Source organism: Flavobacterium sp. N1719 (assembly GCF_025947045.1).
Taxonomy (GTDB): domain Bacteria; phylum Bacteroidota; class Bacteroidia; order Flavobacteriales; family Flavobacteriaceae; genus Flavobacterium; species Flavobacterium stagni.
In genome coordinates this window covers 947,810-965,068 of sequence record NZ_CP109993.1, presented here as the reverse complement: position 1 = coordinate 965,068, position 17,259 = coordinate 947,810, and the positions used below count along the sequence as shown (strand labels likewise).

The 17,259-nt window shown below is 39.6% G+C and carries 15 protein-coding genes; 4 read left to right on the top strand and 11 right to left on the bottom strand.

Going from position 1 to position 17,259, the window contains the following annotated elements:
* Positions 1 to 78: 78 nt before the first annotated feature.
* From OLM45_RS03910 to OLM45_RS03900, 3 genes are all read right to left on the bottom strand, one after another.
* Positions 79 to 372, bottom strand: a complete 294-nt coding sequence (locus tag OLM45_RS03910; RefSeq protein WP_264512154.1) for a hypothetical protein — start codon at positions 370 to 372, stop codon at positions 79 to 81.
* Between the two features lie 231 nt (positions 373 to 603).
* Positions 604 to 1,266 (bottom strand): response regulator transcription factor, encoded by a 663-nt coding sequence (locus tag OLM45_RS03905; RefSeq protein ID WP_264512153.1) that lies wholly within the window; start codon positions 1,264 to 1,266, stop codon positions 604 to 606.
* 37 nt (positions 1,267 to 1,303) lie between these two features.
* Positions 1,304 to 2,329: a LytR/AlgR family response regulator transcription factor gene (locus OLM45_RS03900; RefSeq protein ID WP_264512151.1), complete on the bottom strand. Its 1,026-nt coding sequence runs from the start codon at positions 2,327 to 2,329 to the stop codon at positions 1,304 to 1,306.
* Between the two features lie 464 nt (positions 2,330 to 2,793).
* On the opposite strand from OLM45_RS03900, the gene OLM45_RS03895 reads away from it, so the two are divergent.
* On the top strand, positions 2,794 to 3,114 hold the full coding sequence (locus OLM45_RS03895; protein WP_264512148.1) for an ArsR/SmtB family transcription factor: 321 nt from the start codon (positions 2,794 to 2,796) through the stop codon (positions 3,112 to 3,114).
* A 49-nt stretch (positions 3,115 to 3,163) separates the two neighbouring features.
* Here the strand turns inward: OLM45_RS03895 and OLM45_RS03890 are convergent, their stop codons facing one another.
* The gene (locus OLM45_RS03890; RefSeq protein ID WP_264512146.1) at positions 3,164 to 4,708 is read right to left on the bottom strand and encodes a glycine--tRNA ligase; all 1,545 of its coding nucleotides are present in this window, start codon (positions 4,706 to 4,708) and stop codon (positions 3,164 to 3,166) included.
* An 84-nt stretch (positions 4,709 to 4,792) separates the two neighbouring features.
* On the opposite strand from OLM45_RS03890, the gene OLM45_RS03885 reads away from it, so the two are divergent.
* The gene (locus tag OLM45_RS03885) at positions 4,793 to 5,473 is read left to right on the top strand and encodes a ComF family protein (RefSeq protein WP_264512144.1); all 681 of its coding nucleotides are present in this window, start codon (positions 4,793 to 4,795) and stop codon (positions 5,471 to 5,473) included.
* 73 nt (positions 5,474 to 5,546) lie between these two features.
* Entirely contained in the window at positions 5,547 to 7,148 is a 1,602-nt protein-coding gene (locus OLM45_RS03880; RefSeq protein ID WP_264512142.1) for an Ig-like domain-containing protein, read from the top strand.
* Here OLM45_RS03880 and OLM45_RS03875 read toward each other — a convergent pair.
* From OLM45_RS03875 to OLM45_RS03845, 7 genes are all read right to left on the bottom strand, one after another.
* The gene (locus tag OLM45_RS03875; RefSeq protein WP_264512140.1) at positions 7,145 to 7,912 is read right to left on the bottom strand and encodes an amidohydrolase; all 768 of its coding nucleotides are present in this window, start codon (positions 7,910 to 7,912) and stop codon (positions 7,145 to 7,147) included. The genes OLM45_RS03880 and OLM45_RS03875 overlap by 4 nt on opposite strands.
* A 2-nt stretch (positions 7,913 to 7,914) precedes the next feature.
* Positions 7,915 to 10,701, bottom strand: a complete 2,787-nt coding sequence (locus tag OLM45_RS03870; protein ID WP_264512138.1) for a GH92 family glycosyl hydrolase — start codon at positions 10,699 to 10,701, stop codon at positions 7,915 to 7,917.
* A gap of 208 nt (positions 10,702 to 10,909) precedes the next feature.
* Positions 10,910 to 11,671 carry a succinate dehydrogenase/fumarate reductase iron-sulfur subunit gene (locus OLM45_RS03865; protein WP_129460160.1) on the bottom strand — a complete coding sequence of 254 codons (762 nt, stop codon included), beginning with the start codon at positions 11,669 to 11,671 and terminating at the stop codon, positions 10,910 to 10,912.
* An 8-nt stretch (positions 11,672 to 11,679) separates the two neighbouring features.
* Positions 11,680 to 13,689, bottom strand: a complete 2,010-nt coding sequence (locus OLM45_RS03860) for a fumarate reductase/succinate dehydrogenase flavoprotein subunit (RefSeq protein WP_264512136.1) — start codon at positions 13,687 to 13,689, stop codon at positions 11,680 to 11,682.
* A gap of 13 nt (positions 13,690 to 13,702) precedes the next feature.
* Positions 13,703 to 14,617, bottom strand: coding sequence for a succinate dehydrogenase cytochrome b subunit (locus OLM45_RS03855; RefSeq protein WP_129460162.1), 915 nt, complete (start codon positions 14,615 to 14,617; stop codon positions 13,703 to 13,705).
* 173 nt (positions 14,618 to 14,790) lie between these two features.
* The gene (locus OLM45_RS03850; protein ID WP_264512134.1) at positions 14,791 to 15,660 is read right to left on the bottom strand and encodes a hypothetical protein; all 870 of its coding nucleotides are present in this window, start codon (positions 15,658 to 15,660) and stop codon (positions 14,791 to 14,793) included.
* A gap of 33 nt (positions 15,661 to 15,693) precedes the next feature.
* The gene (locus OLM45_RS03845; RefSeq protein ID WP_264512132.1) at positions 15,694 to 16,545 is read right to left on the bottom strand and encodes a ChaN family lipoprotein; all 852 of its coding nucleotides are present in this window, start codon (positions 16,543 to 16,545) and stop codon (positions 15,694 to 15,696) included.
* A gap of 64 nt (positions 16,546 to 16,609) precedes the next feature.
* On the opposite strand from OLM45_RS03845, the gene OLM45_RS03840 reads away from it, so the two are divergent.
* On the top strand, positions 16,610 to 17,167 hold the full coding sequence (locus OLM45_RS03840) for a Crp/Fnr family transcriptional regulator (RefSeq protein WP_264512130.1): 558 nt from the start codon (positions 16,610 to 16,612) through the stop codon (positions 17,165 to 17,167).
* Positions 17,168 to 17,259: the final 92 nt, after the last annotated feature.

Sequence of the window (17,259 nt, the reverse complement as noted above, 5' to 3'; positions counted from 1 at the left end):
AATGTGTGCTTAGAGAACGTAAAGTTACCCGACTAATTTTAACTATTGGTACACAAAAAGTGTACATTTTGTTAAATTTTAAGGAACGTTTCTCGCATAATTAACCCACAACGCATTGATTTCCTGTTCGATACATTCCAAATCACAAAAAGCAGTTCCCAAACATTGCTCAATCTCATTCGGCATTGCAGCGGTAGTTCCCAATAAATACAATCCCAATTGTATCTTTAGAATAGGTTCGCTTCGCTTTCGATCATTTTCTAAATAAAAATCGGAATAGTTGAACTCCATTTCACGCAATGCGCTCTCCCAATGGGTTACTGAATCAAAGTAAAAGGAAAGGGTATCCGACTGAAAGACAAGCCTAAACATTATTTTCCCGGATTCGATGTTAGCATTTTCCTGTGCTACAGGTACATTGTAAAAATATAAGGCGCATACTAAAAAAAGAACGTGTAAAGACATGGCATAAATAGGCTTTCGATTTCAACTTCATCATCATCTTCATTCTCGGTTTCCCGAAGTTTGGGGCTTTCAACACTACAAATCTAGAGCAGTCGATTGACATAATTGCTACACAAAAAGTGTATAATTTGTTAAATATCAAACGTATCCCTTTTTCTTGGCCAATTGGATGATGTCTTCATCGTTTCCTTTTTCTATCTCAAAAAACTCTCGGATTTGTGCTTTTCGCTTATCAATAGCGCTTTTAGAGAGTTTCAATTCGGTCATGATGTTTTTGGTTTTATACCCTTTTGCCAACAACTTAATCAATTCACGATTGGTTGCATCAAAGATTCGGTAATTGTGGAGCAATTCCTCTTTAAGTTTTAGGACCGTTTTTGTGTAGCATTTACCGCCTTGATAGACATTTTCAAAGGCTTCAAGCATTTCAATGGAAGAAAAATCACTTTTAATCATGATGGCTTCGGCATGGGATTCCATAATCACTTTATACAAGATTAAGGCTTCGGAATGGGAAGTTAAGAACATGATTTTAGCCTGGGGTTGCTTCGTACGAATAAAGGGCAATAAGTCAAATCCATTTTGAATTTGAAGTTCTTCAAACGCAGGAATCGTATAATCTACAATAATAACATCAAATTTGTTGGCGTTGTCTGAATCGGTTAGAATTTGGTAAGCATTTTCAGCACTCAAGGCTTCTGAAACCACTAAATTGGCCTCGAGACGGTTGCTGGAAAGAATAGTTTTGTACCCTTCAATAATGGGCATGTGGTCGTCAATTATCAAAACGTGTATATTCATGGCGTGTAAATTTTAGGCGAATTTAAAAGAAAAAAAATTAAATTTCCAAATAATTGCCCGAAGCTATACTGTTGATTATCTGATCTATATTCTCTTTATAGGATTTAGAGAACGGTAATTTCACGGTTGAATTTTTTAAATGACAAACGGAATTACCTGTGTGAATACGACCGATATAGTCGATATTTACGATATAACTGTTGTGAATACGAATAAAAGGATGCGTCAATACACCTTCAAAATGTTTTAAGGTTTTAAAGGCCGTAATCATTTCTCCGGTATTCAAATGAATATCCGTTGAATTGTTATCAGCTTGTAAATAACAAATTTCTGCCGCATCGATATAGCGGTAATCCCCATAGGATTTCACACAAATCACTAGTGGTTTTTTTGCATTAGCCGCTTGAACTATACCGGAATCGGACGATTCTTTGGGCACATTTTGAGCTGCTTTAACCGCTATCGCTTCTTGATTTATATCTTCGACTTCAACAGCAGTTGCATTTTCCTCTGTTTCATGGGTAGAATCAACTATTTCTTGTTCTTCTACAATGTCTTTCTCTTCCTCATTCTCTTCTTCTAACTGAAGATCAACTGGATTACTTTCGGTAGCAATGGGTTGCTTTTCTACTAAAACTGGTGACGTTACCACGGCAGAAGCAACCGGTTTTGATAATACAATCCCATTTTCTTTTTCAAAACGCATAAATGTTTTACGCAATTCTTTGATTTCAATAGGATGGATTAAATAATCAAAAACACCGTATTTGAAGGCTTGCAAACACAAGGTGTCGTTTTTTGTGGTGACAATTATTTTGGGTAATTGGATTAAATAGCGGTGCAATTCACTGATGAAATGCAAGGATAAACCTGAGGTTGCATCTTCAGGGTCAATTTCTAATAAAAGGAGCTGGGGTTGTTGTTCTAATACCAAATCAATTCCGTCATCAAACGTCCTAGCACTCCCCAAATACGTTAAAAAAGGGAATGTCTCGGCGGTTGCCAAGGTTTTTTGGGCACGATGGGTATCATCGTCGATAATGACGTACGTAAACGTTTTCAATTGCCTTACTTTTTGGGTAAAGCATTAGTACATTTTAACTCAAAATGCGGTTAAGTCATTGATAGTTAAGGATTAAAAATCCTAGCGTTTGCGGGGGCTCGCGGTGTCTAAAATAAGTTGAATTTTACGTGTTCCCAATTTCTTCAATTCTAAAATCGAGCAACGACAACCATTTCTGACCAAGTGAGAAAATTCTCGATAATCTACCAATTCATATTAGTATTTATCTTACAAAATGGCTGAAAAGGTTATACTTTCGGTATAGTAATTCAATCTAATTTTACATATATGAATATAGTACGAATTCAAAATAAGGCTTAGACCTTGTCATTAGTATTTTTGAACAATTTTATAAACAAAAAATGTAATTGTTTTTTTTCTAAATTTGTGCAAAAGCATTAGTCAATGAGTCACAAAGAAAACACTTATTGATGGAATGAAAAACGATATTTATACTTGGCAATATGGGAATTACAAAAACTCAAGGTTTCTCTTTTAAAATCAATGATTTAGCCGATATTTTAAAGGCTATGGGAAATCCTGCCCGTTTGAAAATATTACAATATTTAATGACGACACCCGCTTCTTCCTGTGGAGAAATCCTAGAAGTACTGCCCTTAGCGCAATCTACCGTGTCCAAACATTTGTCTGAATTAAAACGGGTACGATTAATCAAAGGAAAATCGAAAGGGAACAACATCTATTATTCGCTTAATCCAAAAACGTGGGACAAGGTCAAGGAGTTTTTACTTTCAGAAATAACCACACCTCGCGAAGAGGAATAAAAAAAGCGACTTTTTTACAAGTCGCTTTTTTATTGATTTTTGATTGCAATTATTTTGTTCGTAATAACCAATTGCGCATGGAAACTTCAGCATTGATAATTCCGCGTAAATCGGAAATTTTAACGCGATCTTGAACCATTGTGTCGCGATGACGAAGTGTTACGGTTTGATCTTCTAAGGTTTGATGATCCACGGTAATACAAAATGGCGTACCTAACGCATCTTGACGTCGGTATCTTCGACCTACTGCATCTTTTTCATCATAAGACACATTGAAATCCCATTTTAACTCTTCAACAATCTCTCGCGCTAATTCTGGCAAACCGTCTTTTTTCACTAAAGGTAAAACCGCCGCTTTAGTTGGCGCAAGAACACTAGGTAAACGCAATACGGTGCGCGTACTTCCGTCTTCTAATGTTTCTTCTTGTAATGACTTGGAGAAAACGGCCAAGAACATACGGTCTAATCCTACCGATGTTTCTACCACATACGGCACATAGTTTTTATTTTCTTCGGTATCGAAATATTGTAATTTCTTCCCTGAATATTGTTCGTGAGCTTTTAAATCGAAGTCGGTTCGAGAGTGAATTCCTTCCAATTCTTTGAAACCAAAAGGAAAATTGAATTCGATATCGGCTGCAGCGTTGGCGTAGTGTGCTAATTTCTCATGGTCGTGGAAACGGTAATTCTCAGCGCCCAATCCAAGTGATTGGTGCCATTTTAAACGCGTTTCTTTCCAGTATTCATACCATTTCATCTCTTCCCCTGGCTTCACAAAGAATTGCATTTCCATTTGCTCAAATTCCCGCATACGGAAAATAAATTGACGCGCCACAATCTCATTACGAAACGCTTTTCCAGTTTGTGCAATTCCGAATGGGATTTTCATACGACCCGTTTTTTGTACATTCAAGAAATTCACAAAAATTCCTTGAGCCGTTTCAGGGCGCAAGTACAAATCCATGGCGTTTTCAGCTGCCGCTCCTAATTTGGTTCCAAACATCAAATTAAATTGACGTACTTCCGTCCAATTTTTAGAGCCGGTATCAGGATCCGCAATTTCTAGCTCTTCGATTAAGGCTTTCACATCTTCTAAATCACCACTATCAAGCGATTTAGCCATGCGCTCAAGAATTGTTTTCTTTTTGGATAAATAATCTACTACACGTCCATTTGTCGCTACAAATTGCGCTTCATCAAACGCATCTCCGAATCGTTCACGGGCTTTTTCAATCTCTTTTTGAGCTTTTTGCTGCAATTTTTCGCAGTAATCTTCAATCAGCACGTCAGCACGGAAACGCTTTTTCGAATCTTTATTATCAATTAACGGATCATTGAAAGCATCTACGTGACCCGAAGCTTTCCATGTGGTGGGATGCATTAAAATCGCAGCATCAATTCCTACAATGTTTTCGTGCATTTGCACCATTGCTTTCCACCAGTATTCACGAATATTCTTCTTTAATTCGGCTCCATTTTGAGCATAATCGTAAACAGCACTTAATCCGTCATAGATTTCGCTAGAAGGGAAAATAAACCCGTACTCTTTTGCGTGCGAAATCACATTTTTGAAAATATCTTCTTGTTTTGCCATAGTGGTGCAAAAATATAAAAAGTGGTTTTTAAAAAGCAGGATTTACACGGTTTTTTCTATCTTTAAACTTTAATTTATACGCCTATGTTATCGAATCTTATCCGCCTGTTCTATCCAGAGAGCTGTGCCGCCTGTCATGGTTTTTTATTGCAAGACGAATTTGTGCTTTGTACCCAGTGCCGTCATCAATTGCCAACAACCTTACACCATAGCGAACCCGCACATGAAATTCATCAAAAGTTTTATGGTCGGATTCCCCTTGTTTTTGCAGCCGCCTTGCTGTATTTTCATAAAGAAAGTTTGGTGCAAGAACTCATTCATCAATTAAAATACAAAGGCAATGAGTCCGTTGGAACCGCCCTAGGAATGTGGCACGGAGGTATTATCAAAGAATGCTCTATATCGCCATATCCGGATTTTATTATTCCTGTCCCTTTGCATCCTAAAAAATTTCGGGAACGTGGCTATAATCAAGTTACCACCTATGCCCAAGCAATCGCTGAAAGTTTAGCAATCCCATTTTGTGATGATTTGCTTGTGCGAAATTTGTATTCCAAAACACAAACCAAAAAGTCTATTTTGGGCCGGACTGAAATTGTGCAGTCTATTTTTGGTGTCTCATTCACCGAAGATCACTATAACAAACATTTTATTCTAGTCGATGATGTTATTACGACAGGCTCAACACTTGAAGCGTGTGCGCGCGAACTCTTAAAGATTCCTGGCGCAAAAATCAGTATAGTTTGTATGGCCATGAGTCAATAATTCGTTAAATCCGTTGAAAAAGATTTTATGCTAAACAATTATAATTGTTACTTTGCGGAGTAAATCAAAAAACATGCTTAAAAAGGCTTTATTTCTGATACCCCTTGTCATTGTGCTTCTTTGCCTGCCTTCTTGTGCGCGAAGAGGAACGATTTCAGGCGGCCCCAAAGACACGATTGCTCCGCAGTTACTTTTTAGCTATCCTAAAAATTTAAGCACGAATTTTACCGGAAGTGAAATCAAACTTCAATTTAACGAATATATTAAATTGAAAGATTTACAGAAACAATTGGTGGTTTCGCCTCCTATGAATAGTACGCCTGAAATACTTCCACAAACGGCAAGTAAAACCCTTACGATTCGAATAAAAGATACCTTAAAACCGAATACAACGTACAGTTTTAACTTTGGGCAAAGTATTCAAGACAACAATGAAGGTAATCCGTTTTCGCAGTTCAAATATGTAATGTCTACGGGGCCGACGATTGATTCGTTGAAATTGGGAGTGAAAATCAAAGATGCTTTGGAACGGAAAACGGACAACTTTGTGTCGGTGATGCTCTATGAAGTCAACTCAGCTTACAACGATTCCATTGTTTACAAAAAACAACCCCAATATGTGATCAATACCTTGGACAGCTTAAAATCGGTGGTTTTAGAAAATTTAAAAGCGGGAAAATACCGTTTAATTGCGATTAAAGACGTCAATAAAAACAACAAATACGATCCTAAGACAGAAAAAATCGCTTTTCAAAAAGATTATATCACTTTACCGAACGATACCCTTTACGAACTGGAACTATTTAATGAGAAAAAATCATTTAAAGCAGTTACCACATCGCACATCAAGTCCAGTCGAGTTCTTGTTGGTTATCAAGGGGCTGTTGAAAAAGCAGAACTGCAACTCACTAAAAACAATGAGAAAATTCCGTTTCAATTAACGCGAGTCGTGGGAAAAGACTCGGCCGAAGTTTGGTTTAAAGCTTCCAAAGGGGATTCGTTAAACTTGGAAATGAAAGCGAATAAATACGCTAAAACCTTTGGCTTTAAGGTAAGGGATTTTAAAAAAGATAGCCTTTCCTTAAACATGGAACCCAAAGGGACATTAAACTTTAGAGACACGTTGCGTATTGTTTCTTCTATCCCTTTAACGGCTTGGGATTCGAATAAAATACAGCTCAAAAAGAAAGATTCTTCTACTGTTCCGTACATGACCAATTATGATTCATTCAAAAAAGAGCTTCATTTGTTTTTTGAAAAAGAACCCAACCAAAAATACCAACTCCAAGTGTTGCCTGGTGCGTTAACTGACTTTTTAGGCAATAAAAATGACACCCTAAAATACACCACAAACACACTTGATGTAAGCGAATATGGGAACTTAAAAATTAACATGGAGCGCATTAAGCGATTTCCTGTAATCGTACAATTGACGGACGCTCAGGGAAAAGTTAAAGCATCGGCATATAGTGATAATTCAAAAACTGTTTCCTTTGATTTGATTCAACCTAGCAAATTTTTCATTCGCGTCATTTATGATGATGACAAAGACGGTTTATGGACACCCGGGAACTTTCTAGAACACCGACAAAGTGAGGAAGTCAAATACCACCCCGTAGAAATCGATGTGCGTTCCAACTGGGACGTAGAGCAAACCATTGACGTTGGTGATTAATCGATAATCGTAAATGTATCTTGATCCGAAAGGAAGGCAAACCGCTTTCGATTTTCTTCTAAAAGTGCTTTGTCTAATTCTACATAAAAAATAGCTTCAGCGGTTTGGGGCGCTAACAAATAGTTCCCAAAACAATCTATTGCTTGTGAATGACCAATATACGGATGATTATTTCCATCCGTTCCTACTCGGTTGACACCAATAGTGTAACACATATTTTCAACCGCTCTCGCACGTAACAAAACATCCCAAGCCTGAATTCGTGGCTCGGGCCAATTAGCCACATATAGCGATATGTCATAATTTTCAGTATTGCGTGAGAACACTGGGAATCGAAGATCATAACAAATTAAAGGGCAAATTTTCCAACCCCTATAATCAACAATTAATCGCTTTTTACCTGAAGTATATACTTGATCTTCTCCTGCCAATGTAAACCGGTGTCTTTTGTCGTAAACTTCTATTTTACCCTCAGGATGTACAAATAGCAAACGATTGTAATAGTTGCCGTTTTCATGAATAATTACACTTCCTACTACTGCTGCTTCGCACTTATGTGCCCAACGTTGCATCCATTCTACCGTTGAACCTTCCATCGTTTCGGCACAATGTTGGGGTTGCATGGTAAAACCTGTAGTAAACATTTCGGGCAATACAATTAAATCGGTATTTGGCGAAATAGCACTTAGTTTTTCATCCAACAAAGTCCGATTATCACACGGATTTTCCCATACAAGAGAAGTTTGAACAATTGCAACTTTCATGACTATTTGATTTCGATTTCGTCAATAAAAATAAACGCATCGCCGCCTGCTCCAATATGCCAATCAGGAAGTTTGCCAAAATTATAGGCTTTCACTTTAAGGTATCGGGCTGGCACTCCTTCAGGAAGTTTCAAAGCAAAATCTTGAATCGTATTTTCATCTTTTTTGGGATCAACAGAATTCGCGACTGTACCTAGTAGGGTAAAATTGATTCCATCATTCGAACTGTAATATTCCACTTTCGTTGGCATGACAATCCAGGAGCGGGTATCTTGCAAACAATAGGCCTTAAACGTTGAAATATGCTTCACCGATTGCAAATCTACGGTAGCCTCAAAATCTTGTGCTTGATATCCTTGCCAATCGCCTTTACGCCAATTGGTCGTTCCGTGAATGCCATCTAACAACCCATCTGAACCTCCAGCATGGTATTGCGGATTGTATTTCGAGGCAATGGAAATCGTATAATCGTTGGGTTTTTTATAAAAGGTTGCGGTTACTTCTCCACTTTTATACCCCATTTTATTGGTACGAGCCACAATCGTTGTGGTAGCATCCAAAGTAAGGGGTGCACGGTATTCTTTCCACACCGGTTGTGAATCGTCTTCTTTGAAATAATATTCTAATTTGTCCTGAGAATTGGAACGAAGGGCAACAGAAACATACTCCTTAAACGCTTTTCCTGGCGCATCAATGACTGGCACTGGAATAATCATTTCCGTTGATAACGGATTCATTGTGGGTTCTTTGACTAATTCTTTGGTATAACCCACCAACCCTTTGGGAGTAATCACCAAATCTTCTCCATTTTCAAACATCATTTTTACATCGTTGAAATAGGGCGTTACACGGGACCACGTGCCGCTCCCTGGAGTGACATTATAGAATCCAATCGCACTTAACACATACCAAGCGCTCATTTGACCGCAATCTTCATTACCAATCAAACCGTCGGGCGAATTTTTGTAAAAATTATTGAGTATAAAATGTACTTTTTCTCTCGTTTTTTCTGGTTTCCCAACATAATTGTACAAATAGGTCATGTGATGACTGGGTTCATTGCCATGGGCATACTGTCCGATTAATCCCGTCACATCGGCTTGTTCCCGACCCGTAGTTTTGCTTTCGCTGTTGAACATTTCGTCCAACTTGGCTTCAAATTGAGCCGCTCCTCCGTAGGCTTCAATCATGCCGGGTATATCTTGTGGGACAAAGAACGAATATTGCCAACTGTTGCCTTCGGTAAAATTATTATTGATTTCGCGCGCATCAAAAGGTTTGTCCCAGCCGCCATTTTTCTTGGGTCGCATAAATTTCACATTCCAATCAAACACATTTTTCCACGATTGGGAACGTTGCATGAAATACTTATAATCATCTGTTTTTCCCAGGATTTTGGCCATTTGCGCAATACACCAATCGTCGTAAGCATATTCCAAGGTTTTGGAAACACTCTCATGCTCGTCATCCATCGAAATAAATCCTTGTCTTTTATAAGCTTCTAACCCGAGATGATCCAACATCGCCGAATGTTTAGAGGCTTCAAAAGCTTTTTCGTAGTCAAATCCTTTGATTCCTTTCACCATGGCATCGGCAATTACCGAAACCGAATGATAGCCAATCATACAATCCGTTTCATTAGAAGCCAATTCCCATACAGGCAAACGACCGCCTTGTTCGTATTGTTTTAAAAAGGTATTGATGTAATCCGCGGTGCGTTTTTTATCAATTAACGTGTATAGCGGATGCGCCGCACGAAACGTATCCCATAAAGAAAACACCGAGTAATAGGTAAACCCTTCTGCTTTGTGAATTTGGTTATCCCGACCGCGGTAATTGCCGTTGCGATCTTGGGCAACATTCGGCTGCATCATGGTGTGGTATAATGCTGTATAAAAGATGGCTTTTTTGTCGTTATCGGGAACTGAAATTTGAATTTTGGACAATTCTACATTCCAAGCACTTTCGGCTTGTCGTACAGCTTTATCAAAATCCCAATCGGTTATTTCACTACTGTTTAAAAAAGCGCCTTCATACGAAGTGGGAGACAGCGTCACTTTGACTTTGATTTTATCCCCCGCGTTTACTTTTTTACTCATCGCAATTTTGACTTCGGTTCCAGAATAAAACCCATTTTTGTTGTCTTTGTTTCCAATGGCTTTTGAAACGGTCATGGGCGCATCAAATTCAATTCTTGCATAGACATATTGATCTTTGGCCCAAGCCTCACTGCGGCGTAAGATTTCAATGGTTCTTGTATCGATCACACGAATATCACCATATAGTAATTTGTCTCTATGGTTCAAATCGATAAGAAGGCTTGCCATACCTGGCTTAGTGAAGGTATATTCATGAAAACCAACACGCGTTGAAGCGGTTAATCGTACATCGATTTGGTGTTTTTCTAAACGCACTTGATAGAAGCCCGCTTTGGCTTTTTCGGTGGAATGATTGAACGTTGAACTGTACATTTTTGGATCAAAAGAAACCTCACCCATTACAGGCATTACCATGATGTCTCCGTAATCAGTGCAACCGGTTCCGTTTAAGTGGGTATGTGAAAATCCGTATATCGTATTATCGGAATAATGGTATCCCGAACAACCGTCCCAGCTCCCGTCAATACGGGTGTCCGGCGAAAGTTGGACCATCCCATACGGCAAGGTTGCCCCGGGAAACGTATGCCCATGACCGTCGGTTCCAATCATGGGGTTGACATATTGCGATAAATTTTGAGCGGGAAGGGTTAGCGCCCAACCGAAAAGTAAGAGTGTACTAAGGGATTTCATTCTTATCGTTGGTTTGTTGTTTTCAAATATACGTTTTTTTGTGCAGGGATTGCGAGAGGGATAGAAGCCAAGTGCCGTGCACGGCGGATAGCCCGGCCCCGATTTCTAAAATTCCATTTTTTAGCCAAAAACGTGACGGGGGCTCGCCCTAATAAAAAAAGCACCTCCGAAGAAGTGCTTTCTATGAATTAACCTTTTAGGGTTGGGTTTATTTGATACTTGCTTTTAAGTATTCGCGGTTCATGCGAGCGATGTTTTCCAATGAAATTCCTTTTGGACATTCAATTTCACAAGCACCGGTATTGGTACAATTTCCGAATCCTTCTTCGTCCATTTGACGTACCATGTTTAATACACGTTGTGTAGCTTCTACTTTACCTTGAGGTAACAAGGCATATTGAGAAACTTTTGCTCCCACGAATAACATCGCAGATCCGTTTTTACAAGTAGCCACACAAGCTCCACAACCGATACAAGCTGCCGCTTCAAAGGCTTTGTCTGCATCGTCTTTTGGAACTGGAATCGCATTAGCGTCGATTGTACGACCCGAAGTATTTACCGATACGAATCCACCGGCTTGTTGGATACGGTCAAATGAACTGCGGTCAACCACCAAGTCTTTGATGATGGGGAACGCGCGACTTCTCCATGGCTCCACATAAATCGTGTCGCCATCTTTGAACATACGCATGTGTAACTGACAGGTAGTAATACCGGTATCTGGCCCGTGAGCGCGTCCGTTGATGTACAACGAACACATCCCGCAAATCCCTTCACGACAGTCGTGGTCGAACGCGATTGGTTCTTGTTTTTGTGATACTAACTGCTCATTCAATTGGTCTAACATTTCCAAGAATGAGCTATCGGTAGATACGTTATCTAATTTGTAATCTACCAATTGACCTTTGGCTTTGCCATTTTTCTGACGCCAAATTTTCAAATTTATGTTGATGTTCTTTTTAGAAGCCATGTCTCCGATTATTTATAGTTTCTAGCTGCAATTTTAATAAACTCGTATTTCAGCTCTTCTTTATGAAGTTCTTCTTTGCTGATGTCGTCACCTTTGTATTCCCAAGCGCCTACGAATGAGAAATTGGCATCATCACGTAAGGTTTCTCCTTCAGCATCTTGGTATTCTTCACGGAAGTGACCTCCACATGATTCATTACGCTGTAAGGCATCCATGGCCATTAACTGACCCAATTCGATGAAATCAGCTACACGAAGGGCTTTTTCCAACTCAGGATTCAATTCATCAGCACTTCCTGGAACATAAACCTCTTTGTAGAATTCTTCACGTAAAGCAGCTATTTCACTGATGGCCTCTTTCAAGCCTTCTGCGTTACGACCCATCCCCACTTTATTCCACATGATCAATCCTAAACGCTTGTGGAAATGATCCACAGATTTTGAACCGTTATTATTTAAGAAGTTGTTGATTTGATCTTTTACGCGTTTTTCAGCTTCGTCAAATTCAGGTAAACTTGTTGAGATTTTACCCGTACGGATATCGTCTGCTAAATAGTTTGAAACCGTGTAAGGCAATACGAAATAACCATCGGCTAATCCTTGCATCAAAGCCGAAGCTCCTAGACGGTTCGCACCGTGATCCGAGAAGTTGGCTTCACCTGCCACGAAACATCCTGGAATTGTTGACTGTAAGTTATAATCCACCCAAACACCACCCATAGTATAGTGAACCGCTGGATAGATTTTCATTGGAGTTTCGTATGGATTTTCGTCGGTAATTTTTTGGTACATGGTAAACAAGTTACCGTACTTTTCTTCCAACCATTTTTTACCTAAACGAGTAATTTCTTCAGCAGAAGGATTGTGGTTACCCGCAGCATAGGCCGCTTGTTTTCCTTTATTTTGAATTTCGGTAGAGAAATCCAAATATACTCCTTCGTTGGTGTCATTTGCTTCAATACCAAAACCAGCATCACAACGCTCTTTTGCCGCACGAGAAGCTACGTCACGAGGCACTAAGTTACCAAACGCAGGATATCTACGTTCCAAGAAATAATCTCTATCTTCTTCGGCGATTTGTGTTGGTTTTAATTTGCCCGCACGAATTGCTTCCGCATCTTCTTTTTTCTTAGGTACCCAAATACGCCCCGAGTTACGAAGCGACTCCGACATCAAGGTCAATTTCGATTGATTCGTTCCATGAACTGGAATACATGTTGGGTGAATTTGAACGAAACATGGATTGGCAAACAAAGCCCCTTGACGGTGAATTTTCCATGCAGCCGTTACGTTACTTCCCATTGCATTGGTTGACAAGAAATATACGTTACCGTAACCTCCTGAAGCAATAATCACAGCATGTGCTGAATGGCGCTCGATTTCACCTGTAACTAAGTTACGTGCGATGATTCCGCGTGCTTTACCATCCACTTTTACCAAATCCAACATTTCGTGACGGTTGAACATTTGTACACGTCCTAAACCGATTTGGCGTGATAATGCCGAATAGGCCCCTAACAACAATTGTTGCCCCGTTTGACCAGCCGCGTAGAAAGTACGTTGCACTTGCGTTCCACCAAAAGAACGGTTGTCCAACATTCCGCCGTATTCACGAGCGAAAGGAACACCTTGTGCCACACATTGGTCAATAATATTTCCAGAAACTTCCGCTAAACGGTGAACGTTTGCTTCACGTGCACGGTAGTCCCCTCCTTTGATTGTATCATAAAATAAACGGTAGGTTGAATCCCCATCGTTTTGGTAATTTTTTGCTGCATTGATCCCTCCTTGTGCCGCAATAGAGTGGGCACGACGAGGTGAATCTTGGAAACAAAAGGCTTTTACATTATAGCCCATTTCCCCTAAAGAAGCTGCTGCCGCTGCTCCAGCCAAACCTGTACCTACCACAATAATGTCAATTTTTGGACGGTTATTGGGAGCCACTAATTTTAAATTATTCTTGTGATTGGTCCACTTCTCTGAAATGTGACCTTCCGGTATTTTCGAATCTAACTTCATATCGCGATGTTGATTATTTTAAGAAAAAGTGAATGTAAACTGGAATTGCTGCGAACAAAGCAGGAACCACAATTGCAAACGCAGTTCCGAAGAATTTGATTGCTGGCGTGATTTTTCTACTCGTCACTCCTAACGATTGAAAAGCACTTTGGAACCCATGTAATAAATGGAAAGCCAACACAATCATAGAAGCAGCATACAACAACGTAAACAACAAACCGTATTTGGGTTGCTTGAAGAAATCAATCGTGATTTTGTAAAGGTCTTTATATCCTTTAAATATAATTTCTCCTTTTTTCAAATCTTTGATCGCATCCGAACCTTCAACTTCAAACTTTTTCGCTTTCTCAAGGTTTTTCTCACCCATCGCTTGCGCTTGAGCCATCGCTTGCTTATTCACTTCGTCTACAATTTCATGTAGTGATTTGCCTTGAGCTGGAATAGAAGGAACACGACTTCCGGGCACTCCAATAAATTCCATCTGACCTGGCATTTGCATGCTTTCTTGTTGTGCTAAAGGCATGTTTTTGTCAAAATGCATCTTCGCCCAAAAGTTAACCATGTGCGTTACGATAAAAATCAAAATTACCGTTCCTAATACAGCCATATTGCGCGAAGCAAAAGAACTGTTGGCCGAAGGATTGGTTTTTGCATAACCCACCGGACGAGCCGCTTTGTTTTGAGCTGCCAACATCAATCCGTCGATTGCATGGAAAAGAATGGAAATGTACGTTAAATAAGAAAGAATTTTTACAGCAGGATTTGACGTCATAAACAAAGCATATTCATTGAAGTGCTTCGCATCGCTGAAAATCAATTGAAGATTTCCTAACAAGTGACCTGTCAAAAACAAGCATAAAAATAAACCCGTAAGAGCCATCCAGTATTTCTTTGCAATGGACGACTTTAAAAGTGCAGATTTTGCCATAATTTGTAGTTGATTGTAACAGTTTTTAAAAAAATCAAACAAAAATAAGGCTTCTTAAACTTAACTACAACCTTTTCGTGCTTATTTATAATGAATTTAAAAAGCGTTTAACGGCGATTGAAAATCAACTGTTTATAGCAGTAAAAAATAGGAATTATGAAAAAAATATGGGATTATTTTACATAGGTCGGAAGCAATCCGCGTAATCCCATGTCTACAACCGTCTCTCCCGCTGAAGGTTCGTATTTTCCATCCGGGGTAGAATCGATCCATTCGAAGCTATGATTCGTCGAAAGTGACAGCGTTACCACTACATCTTTGGATTCATTTCCTGAAATTTGCAAAGGCACCGCAAACTGGCCTGTGACTACACATGAACCTGCAGGAATCGGCGAAGTAGCGGCTAAAGGATTGGGTACCGTAGTCGCACCAGCTGGAGCTTGTCCCGAACTCGAATACGGAAAATCATTTAACGCAAAAGCCCAATAACCTTGGGGTCGGTTTCCATTCACCGTAAAAAAAGTATTACCAATGGAATGATTGGTGATGTAATTATTAAATCCGACAAAACTCGCTAACGTTCCTTGATAATCGGCGCCTGAGTGACGAACGGTTATACCGTAATTTTGATACGATAACGAAACACGCATCCATTGATAGGTACCCGCCGTGACTTGTTTTAACGGAATTTTCAAAAACACTTCGTCTTGGGCTACAATTTTCGCCTGACTGAAATCGATGGCTGTAGCACCTCCCGCTGTGGTTTCGGGGGCATGATATAAAACCGTGCCTTGCCCCAATTGGGTGTTGGCATTGGGCGCCATTTCTACATAATGGGAAGAAATAGTATTAAAAACAGGCGATTGAGCTGCATGGCCTGCTGGTACGGCTGTCGGCTGCCCTAAATTATTCAATCGCGCTTGTGTAGGGTCAAACTTGAATTTTAAAATCAAATAATGTTCAGTCGACGCCTCCTCTTTATCACAAGAATAAAAAGGGACAAAAGCAACAATTGCCACGACTATAGCAATGAATTTCTTCATTTGTTTTGGATTAGGTTATGTAGGAAGACGAACCTAGTAGGTCTTTGTTACATCTTCATCAATAACGAGAATAAAGTCGGCTTTATTGTAATGTTCTGCTTCCAATTGATCCAAATCCTTTTGCTCCACCGTGGCAATCGTCAAAATTTTCACTCCCGGTTTATACGTTTTTAAATACCAATTGATGCCGTCAAAATTATCGGAATGATAGGTGCCGTTATAATGCACAAATACGGAATTAGGCTCTAAATTTTGTACAATAAAATACCCCATAGTCGCATCCTTGGTGGCTTGGGCTTTAGGCATGTTCGGACTCGTGTGCTCCCCCATCATTTTCATCATTTCAACATAACCGGGTAGTTGAGCATCATAGGGCATAGGCAACGGCGCCATCCACGATTTTTCCTCAGTAGTCAATGTTTCCAACACTTCAAATCCTTTTTTAGACACCATCGATGCATACCTTCTCGGAATGTTGGTGGCCACAAATTTGATTTTTTGTTCTTTTGCAAAATCCAACAACGGCTTGTAATCAGTTTTGTAATTGGGCCACAAACGGGCCGTGCTGTCCAATTTTTTTTGGGTAATACTATCCGCCAAATACCGATTCACGGCCTTTTGGTTGTCGGCTTCAAACATTTCAGCACCCATGACAATTTTCTTTTCAGCCGCCATGTCCTTAGTGAGTTCCAATTCCAACCAATGACTAATCGTATTATTATGGTATTCACCAAACAACACGACCTCGGTATCTAATGCTGCTTTCAACATCTTTTTATACGTCACTTTTTTGCCGTTTTTATCAAACAATTGATAGGCCAATTTATCTTGTGCCTGCAACGAAACACCAAAAAGTATAAGTAAAGAAAGGATTGCCTTTTTCATGGATTTATTTTTTTCTAAAAATACACTTTTCAATTCATTTCCAAAAATTGCCTAATATTGAACCATGAATTCCCATTTGAAAGTCACCCAAAGTCAGCTCACCGACGTGCTCGAAATCTCGCAGCACCGCTTTACGCTATTGGAACTTCCCAAAAATGAATTCCTGGTGCACGAAAACCAAGTTTGCCCCTATTTCTGTTTTATCGAAAGTGGCCTTCTCCAACATGCTATCGACGTGAATGGCGAAGAAAAAACGACCTATTTGTCCCTGCGTCATACGTTCACGGTTTCCTTACACAGTTTTTTACACCAATTGCCTTCGCGCAAACATATTAAAGCGCTTTCCGATTGCCGTTTGTGGGTGATCGACTTGCCGACATTTCAGGATTTAATCGCCAACCATCCCCCGTTTCATGATTTTTATTTTCAATTGATCGAACGCCAAATCTGCTTGATTGACGAATACCGAATTGACTTACTGACACTTTCCCCCGAAGAGCGGTATTTGAAATTGTTGCAAAACGATGCCGTATTGATTCAGCAAGTACCCTTACATTATCTCGCTTCATTTCTCGGAATTTCCAACCGCCACATGAGCCGCATTCGCAAAAACATAAAATAATGCCAAATGGCTACTTATTGCAGCTGACTTATCTTTAATTTTGGTAAATCATTTTCAAATTTTCAAATTAAAAAATCTTCAACTCAAAGAAT

What these genes read in the sequence shown, in the direction of transcription:
- OLM45_RS03910 (WP_264512154.1), bottom strand. Translation starts at nt 372, where the DNA reads ATGTTTAGGCTTGTCTTTCAGTCGGATACCCTTTCCTTTTACTTTGAT.
- OLM45_RS03905 (WP_264512153.1), bottom strand. Translation starts at nt 1,266, where the DNA reads ATGAATATACACGTTTTGATAATTGACGACCACATGCCCATTATTGAA.
- OLM45_RS03895 (WP_264512148.1), top strand. Translation starts at nt 2,794, where the DNA reads ATGGGAATTACAAAAACTCAAGGTTTCTCTTTTAAAATCAATGATTTA.
- OLM45_RS03890 (WP_264512146.1), bottom strand. Translation starts at nt 4,708, where the DNA reads ATGGCAAAACAAGAAGATATTTTCAAAAATGTGATTTCGCACGCAAAA.
- OLM45_RS03885 (WP_264512144.1), top strand. Translation starts at nt 4,793, where the DNA reads ATGTTATCGAATCTTATCCGCCTGTTCTATCCAGAGAGCTGTGCCGCC.
- OLM45_RS03880 (WP_264512142.1), top strand. Translation starts at nt 5,547, where the DNA reads ATGCTTAAAAAGGCTTTATTTCTGATACCCCTTGTCATTGTGCTTCTT.
- OLM45_RS03875 (WP_264512140.1), bottom strand. Translation starts at nt 7,912, where the DNA reads ATGAAAGTTGCAATTGTTCAAACTTCTCTTGTATGGGAAAATCCGTGT.
- OLM45_RS03870 (WP_264512138.1), bottom strand. Translation starts at nt 10,701, where the DNA reads ATGAAATCCCTTAGTACACTCTTACTTTTCGGTTGGGCGCTAACCCTT.
- OLM45_RS03865 (WP_129460160.1), bottom strand. Translation starts at nt 11,671, where the DNA reads ATGGCTTCTAAAAAGAACATCAACATAAATTTGAAAATTTGGCGTCAG.
- OLM45_RS03860 (WP_264512136.1), bottom strand. Translation starts at nt 13,689, where the DNA reads ATGAAGTTAGATTCGAAAATACCGGAAGGTCACATTTCAGAGAAGTGG.
- OLM45_RS03855 (WP_129460162.1), bottom strand. Translation starts at nt 14,617, where the DNA reads ATGGCAAAATCTGCACTTTTAAAGTCGTCCATTGCAAAGAAATACTGG.
- OLM45_RS03850 (WP_264512134.1), bottom strand. Translation starts at nt 15,660, where the DNA reads ATGAAGAAATTCATTGCTATAGTCGTGGCAATTGTTGCTTTTGTCCCT.
- OLM45_RS03845 (WP_264512132.1), bottom strand. Translation starts at nt 16,545, where the DNA reads ATGAAAAAGGCAATCCTTTCTTTACTTATACTTTTTGGTGTTTCGTTG.
- OLM45_RS03840 (WP_264512130.1), top strand. Translation starts at nt 16,610, where the DNA reads ATGAATTCCCATTTGAAAGTCACCCAAAGTCAGCTCACCGACGTGCTC.